The sequence below is a fragment of the Mobilitalea sibirica genome, assembly GCF_015999265.1.
Classification (GTDB): domain Bacteria; phylum Bacillota; class Clostridia; order Lachnospirales; family Lachnospiraceae; genus Mobilitalea; species Mobilitalea sibirica.
Window position 1 is genome coordinate 159,204 of record NZ_JAEAGR010000004.1, and the last position, 13,417, is coordinate 172,620.

General features: G+C 37.1%; 9 protein-coding genes. 2 read left to right on the forward strand and 7 right to left on the reverse strand.

The window, feature by feature from the left end; genetic code table 11:
- Positions 1 to 33 precede the first annotated feature (33 nt).
- Complete coding sequence (locus tag I5677_RS05865; RefSeq protein WP_197660648.1) at positions 34 to 651, reverse strand: class I SAM-dependent methyltransferase; 618 nt, start codon at positions 649 to 651, stop codon at positions 34 to 36.
- Between the two features lie 530 nt (positions 652 to 1,181).
- Between I5677_RS05865 and I5677_RS05870 the strand changes: the two genes are divergently transcribed.
- Positions 1,182 to 4,793 carry a leucine-rich repeat protein gene (locus I5677_RS05870; RefSeq protein ID WP_197660649.1) on the forward strand — a complete coding sequence of 1,204 codons (3,612 nt, stop codon included), beginning with the start codon at positions 1,182 to 1,184 and terminating at the stop codon, positions 4,791 to 4,793.
- Between the two features lie 546 nt (positions 4,794 to 5,339).
- Complete coding sequence (gene abc-f, locus I5677_RS05875) at positions 5,340 to 7,355, forward strand: ribosomal protection-like ABC-F family protein (protein WP_197660650.1); 2,016 nt, start codon at positions 5,340 to 5,342, stop codon at positions 7,353 to 7,355.
- Positions 7,356 to 7,550: 195 nt separating this feature from the next.
- On the opposite strand, the gene I5677_RS05880 is transcribed toward abc-f, so the two are convergent.
- From I5677_RS05880 to I5677_RS05905, 6 genes are all read right to left on the reverse strand, one after another.
- A complete protein-coding gene (locus tag I5677_RS05880) occupies positions 7,551 to 8,354 on the reverse strand; it encodes a 2-amino-3,7-dideoxy-D-threo-hept-6-ulosonate synthase (RefSeq protein ID WP_197660651.1) in 804 nt (267 codons plus the stop codon).
- Positions 8,355 to 8,536: 182 nt separating this feature from the next.
- Positions 8,537 to 9,298, reverse strand: a complete 762-nt coding sequence (locus I5677_RS05885; protein ID WP_197660652.1) for an amidohydrolase family protein — start codon at positions 9,296 to 9,298, stop codon at positions 8,537 to 8,539.
- Between the two features lie 11 nt (positions 9,299 to 9,309).
- Positions 9,310 to 10,212, reverse strand: coding sequence for a phenylacetate--CoA ligase family protein (locus I5677_RS05890; RefSeq protein WP_197660653.1), 903 nt, complete (start codon positions 10,210 to 10,212; stop codon positions 9,310 to 9,312).
- A complete protein-coding gene (locus I5677_RS05895) occupies positions 10,209 to 10,640 on the reverse strand; it encodes a phenylacetate--CoA ligase family protein (RefSeq protein ID WP_197660654.1) in 432 nt (143 codons plus the stop codon). The genes I5677_RS05890 and I5677_RS05895 overlap by 4 nt, the downstream gene beginning before the upstream one ends.
- Before the next feature lie 15 nt (positions 10,641 to 10,655).
- Positions 10,656 to 11,798, reverse strand: a complete 1,143-nt coding sequence (locus tag I5677_RS05900; protein ID WP_197660655.1) for a 3-dehydroquinate synthase II — start codon at positions 11,796 to 11,798, stop codon at positions 10,656 to 10,658.
- A 205-nt stretch (positions 11,799 to 12,003) separates the two neighbouring features.
- On the reverse strand, positions 12,004 to 13,197 hold the full coding sequence (locus tag I5677_RS05905) for a phenylacetate--CoA ligase family protein (protein ID WP_197660656.1): 1,194 nt from the start codon (positions 13,195 to 13,197) through the stop codon (positions 12,004 to 12,006).
- Positions 13,198 to 13,417 lie beyond the last annotated feature (220 nt).

The window sequence follows — 13,417 nt, forward strand, 5'->3', positions numbered from 1 at the left end:
CACAAGCCTTAAGAAAAGAACGTAATAGTAATTTTAGTTATGTTTTCTACCTGTCATAATAAATAGAGAATATGAAATGGTTTGACCGTCGATCTCCTTATGATCATAAAAGAAGGTTCTTGATTTGATTTCTTGAAACCCGTTATGCTCTAGAATTTTCTTTAAACTGTCTTGATGAAATCCGTTATGTCCGTCAAATCCACTTTCTTTTCTATGAAAACTACCATCCTCTTCATCCAAATCAACGATGCACAGGCACCCACTATCATTTAATAAATCATAAAAGCTCTTAATAATAAAATTCGTATCTTTAATGTGATGCAGTACCATTGAATGATAAATCACATCTAATTTCATTCCGTTCAAACTTTCCTTGGTTATGTCAGTACAATAAGCTTTCATATTCTTTATATTGGATTCTATGATTTTTGAGTTTAATTGATCAATCATTCCCTGAGAGGAATCGACTAAATAAATCATTTCAAATCTCTCATACATATTAAAACTTATAAGTCCCGTTCCACATCCAAATTCCATAGCAGTTAGGTTATCTCTCGGCTCTATCGCTCTGATAATTTCTTTTGCTATGATTTTCGCTCTCTTTATTCTTTTCTCCGTGTCCCAATTGAGGGCTGATTCGTTGAAGCTCATTCCTGTACCTCTTATGTTTATATGTTTTATATTTTATGTCTTATACTATATGTCTTATATTTTATATTTTATGTTTTTATATCTTTACATTTCTATATTTTCATTTTATACTTCCGGGAACACCTTATCCTATCATTGCTTTAGCCTCTCAAAAATATTGCATATTTAGCATAACTAGATTATTGTGATTACATTTATGACGCTTTTCCTCTTAGCGAACTATGTTGCTACACTTAATTTATCTAGTAGGATGATAAACTTAATCTAAAAATATGGTTTATTCTACCATTATTTATCATAAATATTCAATACATATTTTCTACTTATTCTGCTCATTTAAGATTTCGTTCTTAAATATCTAACAAGCTAGAAAATACAATCTAAATGCTACCATTTAATAATATTCAATACGAAAAATCAATTAAATTCTTAAGATTATCTTAAGAGGAATATACTGCCATAATGCTGACAAATATTTGTAATAAACCAGATTTAAACCAAATGATTGTATCTAGGATGGGAGTTGCCGTATGAAAACCAAAAGACATGCTTTTTTCACTTTATCACTATTTATTATAATGCTTTTTTTAACAGCATCTTTATGGGGCCAATCAATTAAAGCAGCTGTTATATCAAATCAGGTTTCCTACGCCTTTACTGTCAGAGACCTGAAATATGAAATTACCAAGGCTGCCTCTTCAAAAAATTATGGAGAGGTTACTCTTCAGGGTTCAACGAATAAGAAATTGTCCGGTTTAGCCATACCAAAAACTGTTGCTAACTCCGGTTATACTTATACTGTCACAAAGATTGGGAATGATGCCTTTCGGGAACAAGCTAATCTAATCACGGTCAGTGTTCCTTCTACCATAAAGTATATTGGTGATCATGCTTTTTGGAATTGTTCCGGACTAAAGCAAGTCTTGCTGCCTAACTCAATCACCGAACTGGGTACCGGTGTGTTCTGGTACTGCATTAATTTGGAACAGGTTAACATCCCCTCGAAGTTATCCCACTTACCGCCTACTACTTTCTCCGGTTGTTCCAGCCTTAAGAAAATAACCATTCCTGAGAGCATTATATCAATCGGTTATTCCGCATTCAATGACTGCAGATCTCTCACGGAGATCGTTATTTCCTCCGGTGTTCATACCATAGAGGCAAGAGCTTTTCAAAATTGCTCTTCTTTAAAGTTAGTAACACTCCCTGAACAACTGACTGAAATATCAAATTCTTTGTTTGAAGATTGCACTTCCTTAAGTACGGTTGTCTTACCGAATAATATCACCACCATAGGTGAAGCCGCCTTCTCAGGCTGTACGAAGCTTACCGACCTTGATTTACCGAGCAAGGTTACATCTATCGGTAAGCAGGCTTTTATGGATTGTTCCAAGTTAAAACAGATAACCTTACCCGAATCTGTCACCAATGTCGGTGAAAGCAGCTTCTGGGGCTGCACCTCCTTAGCTAAAATCAAAATTCCTTCCAAGGTAACTCTGATACCTGCTTTTACGTTTTCCGGCTGTAAAGAGTTAACGAATATAGAGCTACCCAAAAGACTCACCCATATATATCACTCTGCGTTTTCAGGCTGCTCCTCCCTTAAAAAGATTGTAATACCTGAGAGTGTAACCAAGTTAGGAAACAAGACTTTCTCCGGTTGCTCCTCTTTAGAAGAAGTTACTTTACCAAGCCAAATAGATTATCTTTCGAATTCACTTTTTGAAGGTTGCACTTCCTTAAAAAGCATAGAGCTTCCGAAACATCTTACTGTTATCGGTAAAGGCGCCTTCGCTTTTTGTAAGCGCTTAAAGGAAATCATTCTCCCCGACTCAGTTACTACAATAGAAGAGGGTGCCTTTGAAGGCTGTATTGCATTAAATAAAGTTAACTTTAATAACGGTCTTACCTTAATTAGTGACCGTGCATTTAAGGATTGTAATAAGATAACCGCTCTAACTCTTCCAGACACCATATCAGTGATTGGTGCAAGCAGCTTTGAAAACTGCACTTCACTGGATCAGGTTACGCTAGGTGAAGCACTTACAACGATACAGGATAAAGCATTCAAAAATTGCAGTAATTTGAAGACTTTAAATCTTCCGGATGCTTTAACAACTATAGGTGAAGAAGCCTTTAAAGATTGTAGTAAACTGTCCGAGCTGGCTCTTCCTGAGGAACTTATACAGATCAGTTCAAACGCCTTGGATAACACTCCATTAACTGCTGCCCCGGGCGACGAGCTATTCATATATGAGGATTATCTTCTTAATGGTAATAATGCCAATGGTATTGTACAGATACCGGATAACGTTCGTGTTATCGCCGATGGAGCATTTAAGGGTAATACATCAATAACTAAGGTGATAATACCAAAATCAGTTTCCATAATTGGTTCAGACGCATTTGCCGGGTGTACCTCTTTGAAAACAGTACTCCTACCTGATACATTGGAAACAATATCCGAGGCAGCTTTCAGTGACTGTAGAAGCCTGACCTCAATCGACCTTCCAGCATCACTGGTTAAACTTGCACCGAAGACTTTTTATAACTGTAAAGCTTTAGAAACCATAACATTGCCAAAGGGATTGACCGTTATTGGTTATAGTAGTCTACAAAACTGTATCAGTTTGGTGACAATCAACATACCGGAAAGTGTTCTATTAATTGAAGATTATGCATTTCAAAATTGCGGTAGCCTTATAGAGGTAACGATCCCTGCTACAGTAAAAGAAGTAGGTAATTTTGCTTTCGCCTTCTGTGACACTCTTACCAAGGTAAATATAGCTTCGGAATATATTAGTAACTACGCCTTCTATTCCTGCCAGGAGCTTACCACAGTAATCATGTCAAATGATGTTTTAAATGTAGGTGCTTATGCTTTTAAGAAATGCCAATCCTTATCCGAGGTTACTCTTTCAAAAAGATTAACTACTGTGGAATACGAACTATTTGCTGACTGTACTAATTTGCAGTCGATTGTAATACCTAACAGTGTTGAATATATCCTCGGGCGCGCATTCCTTAATTGCAGCGGTTTAAAACGTATCACAATGCCAAGCAGTGAATGCTTTATTGATCCTACTGCCTTTGAAGGGTGTAATAAAATCCATAAAACAACCGCCAAACCCAGCTCCCGTTATGGAACTCTATTTGATGAAAGCGCACCTGAACCCTCAGCATATTTAACTAAAGCAAAACAAACAGAGGAAGGTATCTACTTCCTCTCTGGTTCGTCCTCTTATTTTAATCATTATTCATTATTTAAACAATATCCTTATATCAGTATTAAGGTAGCTGATTTGGATGCATTTAACGGTTTTCTGCTTTATAAGGATACTATTTATTATTTAAGTAAAAATTTCTCAATCTGTCGGATATCAGCAGACGGAAAAGAAAAAGATATTATTGTGAAAGACGCTACGAGACTCCTAGGTATTCAAGAGGGTGATATCTTTTATATCAGTAAAAACCACTTATACCGCTCCAATCCGGATGGCAGTAACCCTAAACGGATTTTAAAACTAACATCGGCTAATCCCCTGCTATATTATAACTTTAATCTGACAGAAGATAAATTATATTACAGTAGAACCGACAATAGCAATGATAGCATCGAAAGTATCAGCCTTGATGGTAAGAAACATCAGATATTATTGCAAAATGTTACTTTTCTCTCATATAACAGAAGCATTCATGTTGCGAAAGATATCGTGTATTTCGTATCCGAAGATTTTATTATTACAAGTGTTGATAACCGAGGTAATGTAAAAACCTACGGGCCGGGTACCATCGTTAGCGTAAAAAATGATGATCTATATTATACAAATAACAACGGACTGTATAAAATAACCTCTGGTGGGAATACCGAGTTAATCCTTCCGAAAGAAACCTTACCGCAGTTTACTCAACTTGTAGATATCTCAACCGACGGCAGATGGATTGTCTGTATCTATCCCGGGGATGACGATAGCGAAAATGGGTATCTCTATGTAATCGATATTGTGAACAAAAAGGTGAAGACAATATGTGAAGCAGACACCATTTTTACTGCAAAACTCATTGGTGACTATGTATATTATGAAAAGGAATATGATTATGAAAACGGTCCGCAGTATAGTATAAGAACAAGATATAAATAACTTTATTTGATACAAATCAGGGGTTGTTGCAAAATGAAACTTTTGGGTAAATATCATACCTCCCAATATATCCATTCTGCAGCACCCCCTCCTAGATAAGAACTCTACGGTAATCATTCTAATATTATTAAACTATCAAACAGACTATATCAATATAATAGGAAATTCAACTTCAGTGAATAATTCTTTGAAATCTCGTTCTCATCATACCATTTTTATATACTTCAATTTCCGAATCAGCCTATTTAAAGCTTTGTATACACATTTAATATCTGCTCATCATCTCAAGATTATTTATGAAATAAGTTCAAGGTGTTTCGACAACATGTTCCATGCTATAGTTATAATTGAGGCTAATAAAATCGTTCAAACTACATCGGACTTTTCGCTTAGGTCTGGGTTAAACGAGGCTTTTGAGACTGCGCATAATATTTTATGTAATATTAATTTCGCACTAGCCGAAGTAACTGCTTTTTATATACTGTACTAATGAGCACCTAACAAATGTAGTTTAGCCAGTAATAAGTTATGAGAGAAGGAATAATAATGTCAGAGATAGCGTTAGATGGCGTAAAAAAATACATGGATACAACCCTTGTACTTAAGAATATTACATTTTTAATTACGGAAGGAGAAAAGGTTGGTATCGTTGGGGGAAACGGATGTGGTAAAACGACAATTCTTAAATTAATTGCCGGATTACTTAAACTAAATCATTGCGCCGGGTACCCTTATGCTCCCGTCCCTCCGGGATACGATGAGGGCTGGGTGAAGATATCCAAGGATACTACCGTTGCGTATCTGGAACAGATTCCCCAGTATGCGGATAACATGAAGGTTATTGATGTATTAAATCAAAGCTTTGAAGAAATTCACATGGTCGAAAAGGAAATGCATCTGCTGGAAAAAAGCATGCAGGAATTAGAAGGTAAAGAACTTGAAAAAACCTTAAATCGATACAGCGAACTACTGCAATTATATGAATTCAAGGGCGGATATGAGATTGACGAAAAATTGAATAAGATATGTACGGGACTTAAATTTGATGAGAACTTCTTAAATCAGGATTTTAATCTATTAAGCGGTGGAGAGAAGACCACCGTAATCCTTGGTAAACATCTTATCGACACTCCCGATGTATTATTACTGGATGAGCCGACGAATCATTTAGATATGGATTCTGTTGAATGGCTGGAGGGTTATATTAAAAATTATAAAGGGATTGTTATTGTAGTATCCCATGATCGGTATTTTCTTGATCATGCTGTTACAAAAATCATAGAGGTTGAAAATAAAGTTTGTGAGACCTACTTCGGCAACTATTCTGACTTTGTAAGACAAAAGGAAGAGAACTTACAGATTCAGTTTAATAATTATAAAGAACAGAGTAAGAAGATAAACCATATGGAACAGTCCATTAAAGAGTTACGAGAATGGGCCATGAAGGCGGATAACAAAAAATTCTTTAAAAGAGCTGCCAGCATGCAGATTAAACTGGATAAATTGGAACGGATAGAAAAACCTGTTGCTCAACACCAGAGTATGAGGCTAAATCTGAAAACGAGTGAACGCTCTGGTAAGATTGTCATAAAGGCCACCGGATTATCAAAAAGCTTTGAGAAAAAGAATATCCTACACAATGCTGAGCTGTTAATACAATACGGTGAAAGGGTCGCACTGATCGGACCGAACGGCTGTGGCAAAACTACATTTCTTAAGATGCTTTTAGGAGAGCTTACATCCGATCGTGGTGAAGTGAGCTTAGGGGCTAATGTGAGGATGGCATATCTTCCACAGAACCTAACCTTTGAAGACGAAGAACTTACTGTTCTTGATTACTTTAGAGAGGACATCTCCATCCTGGAAGGAAAGGCCAGAGAACATCTCGCAAAATTCATGTTCTATGGCGGCAACGTCTTCAAGAAGATTAAGCTTTTATCCGGCGGAGAGAAAGTCCGTCTTAAGCTGAGTAAATTGCTTTATCATGATGTTAATTTGTTGATCCTCGATGAACCGACTAACCATCTTGATACTGCTTCCATAGAAAGTATCGAGGAGGCTCTCTATGGTTTTAAAGGTACCATCTTCTTTATCTCCCATGATCGATATTTTATTAATAAAATCAGCGAACGGGTGATTGTAATTGAAGATTGTGGTTTTAAAAGCTATCTTGGTAATTATGATTATTATAAAAACGAGAAGGAGAAGTTGGCGAATTTAATAGATTCTGAAAGCCAAAGTGAAAGTTTTCTAAAGAAAAGTAATAAGAATGAAGTAAAGGGAAAGAAAAATACTTCAACAACAGAAAATGTGACGCAAAAGGATAAGAAACCGAAGTCTCATCATTCAGCCTCAAACCAGACAAATAAATCTGAGAAGAAAGCCTTCCAGCAAGCAAAAGTCGAAGAAAGAGTAAAAGCTATTGAAAGTGAAATAAGAGAGCTGGAAGCTTGTATGGAGGTATCTGGGACGGATTATGAGGAATTAAACAGACTGTTTTCAAGAAAAGAAGCCTTAAGTAAGGAGCTGGATCAATTATTGGAAGAATGGGTAACTACTTAACAACAATTAAATTGTACTGCTCTATGTTGGTTATCTTTATATTACTTACTAATAAATTAGTCATGCAATATGAAGCATAATATAGGTGAAAGGACTAACGTAAATTGCATGTTGGTATCCTACTACAAAATATAAACGGCGTATGATTTTTAACATTGAATCTAACGCCGTTTTCTTATATTAATCTATTCTTTTTTATGCGTATGCCAGATATTCTTTCATAATCAGGCTGATATCTTCATGTTCATGGACGATACGTTTGATGTTGTTAAGAAGTAAACTATAGTTACTGGATTGAAAAATGTTCCTACCTATGGATATCCCTTTTGCTCCTGATTTCATAGCAGTATCTACCATCCGAAGAAGCGAGATATAATCCTTTTGTTGCCCACCGGCAATTACCACCGGTATCTGGCAGCTGTTAACTACTTCTGAGAAGTTCTCTCCCTCCATACATAGGTTAACTTTTACGATATCTGCACCGATTTCATCCGCTAAACGTACCGCCCTTTTTAGATAAGGCAGTTTTCTTTCATTCTCTATTTCATCTCCGCGGACATAAACCATCGCGATCAATGGCATCCCCTTTTTGCCACATTCCTCAGCAATTCTGGCCGTATTCTCCAGCATATAGGGCTCATATTCATTACCAAGATTAATATGAACTGATACGCCGTCACACCCCAAGGAAATCGCCTCATCCACCGTACCGGTCTGGATTTTATGTAAGCCGTTACCGTAAAGACTGGTACTTCCGGATAAATGCATAATTAACCCAAGGTTCTGTTTGCTTAATATACTGTAATTATGAATAATGGCACCCCGATGCAATATAACACTATCAACCACATTATATCGCACAATGTCTGATAATGCTTGACCCATGTTCTCAATTCCATCAATCGGACCTTCGGTAAACCCATGATCAAGGGGTAAAATAATAATTCTGTCATGACCATTATACAACCGGTTAAGTCTTTTTTCTTTTCCAATTATCATCTAATCTCCTCCCTAAACTCAACTAACATCGTACTTACAAATACGCCCATGGTACAACGGATATTGGCTATGTAATATGATTTTAACCTTAATCAACCTATTGTATAGAAATTTTTTTCATTTTGATTAGAATTATACATATTCGTATCATCGTAATAAAGTTATCAAAATCCTCTCAATTATCATTTTACATTTAATAGATATTGAATATTCTTATACAGAATATTATCGAAATCACTTTCTTTACAATTTAACTCCCGGATTGTCATAAGGCTGCTAATTGGTTTATATAGCGGAAATTCACTGCCAAAAATCAACTTTGAGCTTCCACAGGTTTCCAGTGCTGTCTTAATACCGGCAAAACTTCCCTGGGAGGTCTCCAGATATAAGTTATCATACATAGCTGCATATTCCATGGCATCCACATCAGCCGGCCCAAACCCCATATGTCCGATAATAAAATTGGTATTCGGGAATTCCTTCGCCAAAGCCGCCATCTTCTTCGTAGAAGCCCCGGGCGAAAAGAGTACATGGCTATAGAACGGTACATTATACTGTCCACACAGATCAGCCAGCTCCATTACTGTTTTGGAAGCCAAGGAAAAACCATGAACAATGGGTGCCAACTTAAGTCCTTTAAATCCTTTCTGAATCCCATTTTCCAGGTCAATTACCGCTTCCCTTCTCTTATGAGGATTCACACAATAAAATCCATAGAACTTATCCGGTTCTGAATGAATGATATGTTCAATCACATCATTTGGTATATCATCTCCCTTCGGCTTCTCTACCCCTGTAATATATCTGGTCATTCTCCTTACATCGATCATACCACCCGGAACCAGGACAGCTTTATCAATACCGGCTTTTTGCATGTCCTGTTTTAATTCGTCCAAAGTACCAAAATCACCTTTTCCCATATGTACGTGTCCATCAATGATCATATTCCATCCTCCTAATATACATAATTCACTCTTTTCATCTTCTTACCGGAATAGGGAATCTCATCAACTACTACGATATTGTTTGGAATACCGCAGGAGAATTCCAACTTACTGGAGATAATCTCTTCTATTCCTTCATAATATTTTGTTTCTGCAGATAATTCAATTACAACCTCCACATGATCTTCGTGGACATTCATGTAATAATTTTCACCGACTTCTTCAATCCGCATCAGCATTTCTTCTACATAAAAAGGTGCATATTCTTCTCCGGCAATATAGATCTGATCTGCCCTTCGCCCCCGCAGGTATAGCTTGGGAAGCTCAATCCCACATTCACATTCCATTCGTTCCATATAACCCAAGTCCTGCGTACGGTAGCGAATTAATGGCGTCCCTTCTTTTAAAAGGGTCGTTACTACAATTTCACCAATTTCACCGTCCTCTAATTTCTCTTTTGTATCCGGATCAATAATTTCCACATATACATGGGAAATTGGAATATGATATCCACATCCGGCTTCACACTCGATCCCCAAAGCCCCGCATTCCAAAGATCCATAATAAAACCTGGCATCACAGCCCCACATTTTCTTAATCTTTTTACGAAACGCATCGGAACAGCCTTCTCCCGTAAGCCAGATCATATCTAAATGGATTTTTTCTGTAATGTCTATCCCATCCCGCTTTGCCACTTTCATTAATTCCACTATATAAGACGGTGAAGTAAAAATTACATTACAACCCAGATCACACATCATCTTTATCGTCTTACACGGCTCTGAGTAAGCGCCTCCTTTTCCTACCGGCAGTACCGCTGCTCCAAAACAGAGCTGTGCCACCCGCTGGAAGGCCTGTCCGGCTGAGCTCATTTCATAGGGAAGAGCTATTGCAACGACATCCGTACTTTTCATCTCAAATAATCTTCCGATCTCCGGAACCAGATGCTACCGTATAAATCTCCCATTGTATACATTACATAGATATTTTCACCGCCCAGGGTTCCGGTTGATGTATGGATATGTACAATATCTTTCTTCGGAACACAAAGAACAATATCTTTATCCTCCCGTAGGGTATCCTTAGATAAGGTCTCAATCTTTTCAAAGATTTCTCTTGAGAATTCTTCCTCCGGTGAATATCCGATGCTGTTAAGCTTTTCTCTGTAATAAGCATTATTCTCATAAACATATTGAAGTAATTCATCTAGGGATGTATCGATATAATTGTCCACCTCCAAAAGACTCATATTCGATATATTCTGTAACTTATCACTGTATTTTTCTATTGCATGATAATTACGATATGCATTGGAACAGATATATTTTGTTAATGCGCTCATACAACTACCCCTTCCTTATTTTTCAATAATTGTTTCATCAATCGCAACTCCCAGATGTCTTCCTTCTTTCATGGTATAACCAAGTACGGTATCACCCGGTTCTAATAATACACTGCACTTTACCTCTTCCTTCCCGGATTGAATACGAATATGCCAGTCATCCTGAACTATAACATTTACTTTGGAGCCGTTTACGGCTACACTTTTGATCAAGAGCAAAGGTCTTCTCTCCATCTTAATTCGGCCCACACTTACCGCCCTTGCCTCACCGCTTGCGTTCACAGCCAATACCTCATCCCCTGCCCTTAATTCCGATAGATATTTTGTCTGGTTATTCGGACATAATACATAGGAATGAATCGCTCCGGCATTTACCCGGAAGGGTCTTAGCTCCATATAAGGGAGGAAATGATTTTCCGAACTGACTAAAATACCGCCCGCTGAGGTAGATCCTAAGATCATTCCCTCATCCTCCCCTAATTTACTCGTTGTATCAATACAAACTCTGTCACCCATCCCAATATGTTGGATGCTCTCAACTTTTAATTCTTCAATCGATAACTTGGTACCTGTCAAACTTTCCACCTTATCCTTTAAGGCTTTTATCTCTTCTGGGTTCGTGCTTTTTAGTAGCACCGCCTGACTTCCCATCTCCATAGTCATGGAAGCGACCCACCCGTCTTCACCGGTAGTGATTAATTTGCAGATTGTATTATTGTATTGTTGGGAATATGCGAGAACTAACTCGAGAGGAATATTGGTCACAGACTCAAAATGAATTACAATTGTCTTATAGGATTTGCTTAATTGAATTGCTTTTTCCATGCTCTCTTTATCATTGATTGTAATGAAAACCCCCAGTTCATTCTCCTCGAAGACGGTTTTTATCTTCTTGTCTGAACCATCGAATAAAACAATAACCCTTTGATCCTTATGTTCCGTAATAAATTTCTTAATTATATCCTTATTGTCATAATCTGTTTTTATTAACAGCTTGTTATTCTTAGGGATCTTGTCCACTAGCCCGAATTGCTTCTGATCCAGACAAACTCCTGTATATCCTGTGTTTAAGGCATAGCTAACCACCTCATAGGCTTTCTTCTCAGAAAGACCGGTTACATCAATCCATAATTCTTTATCCATACATGATACGCGCATAATAAAGTAAGCATATATTATGCATCTCCTTTCCACAGTTTTAATTTATATGGGGATTTTGCTTTTGATGAGATATTATTTTAAATTTAATTGTACTTGAATTATAAGAACTGCTTTATTATTGATCCGATGATATAAGCATATCTTTGCTTGTGATCTTTTTGAACCTACGGGAACCAATAGAACATAAAAACCGGGTAAAATCTTATATAAAATAACTGGCTTTTCTTAATTCTGTCATTTCTAACAGCTTATCGATGTTTTGAATTTCTTGAGGTTCCACGAATATTACCTTATTGGGAAATGGAAGATTTAGCTTGATATCGGTTGTAGAACCCTTCGGTTCTCCTTCGATATAGATGAATAACTGATCTTTTTGATTATGCATTTTCCAAAAAATGATTTCATTCATATTCTCACAGGTAAATAATGCTTCCTGAAGTTCATACATAGTACAGCTTTGGCTTCCCACCTGAATCAGATCATTGTACCGCCCATGATGGATCATGATATCCTCATCGTTTCCACAGGGACAATCGCTTCTTTTGATTTCCACGATATCCCCTGTGTGATATCTGATTAATGGAAAGGCCTCATTGTTCAACTGGGTTACTACTAAAAAGCCCTTCCCTTCCTTACTCACTGTCTTACCATCTTTGATATCCAACACCTCTAAGTAATAGTCCTTTGAACAGTGTAAATTACCATTCCCACAGGACACTGCAATATTAGCAGTTTCTGTAGATCCGAAATAATCGTAGACTTTTGCCTTCCATAATTCTTCTATTATTTTTCTTCTTAGAGGATGAAGCATCTCTCCCCCAACACAGATTGCCCTTATTTTAAAGTCCTGTGATACATCATAACCCAGCCTAACTGCTGTTTTAGCCAGTAATATAGCTTCCGAGGGATTGCATGCAAGGATGGTAGTCTTTAATCTTTTCATAATCTCAAGTACTCTGGGATATGGAGTTACTGTAGAACCTCTGCTGACCGGAATGATCGTTGCCCCCTGTTCAATAAACATCCTTGAAAATATATGAGCCGGCACCGATATCGCATAGGGAAAACGAATTAGACTAATGTCTTCTTTGGTGATATTAAGGTCTTTGTTATAAAGCTGCTTAGCCGAAACTTGCATATCCTTCCTTGAGTACCATACAGGTACGGGCTTACCGGTGGTACCAAAGGATTCATGATACTCTTGTATCTCACTCATCGGGACGGACAGCACTTCAAAGGGACTACTGTTTCTCAATTCATCTTTTCGGGTTAATGGGATTTTTTCAAAATCTGATATAGAATTGATCTGTTTTGGAATTGCTTTGTTTTGATAAAACGAACTTTTACAGGCGTGACTTAAAGAATGATTTATTCTGTGTAACAACTCATCACACATGATCCACCTTCTTTCTACATATTTAGGTTTGTCATGACAGGCTTTGTATTTGTTTTACATTATATGTTAATATTTTACATATGTCAAGAGATTTTTTGGGCAGTATTTAAAGTTATAAATCTTAGAACAACTCCTAGAGCAAAAAAGAACCAAACCCGAAGGTTTGATCCTCTTGATTCATAAACTGTGAATTTCCATATCTAAGTATACGGTTCTACCG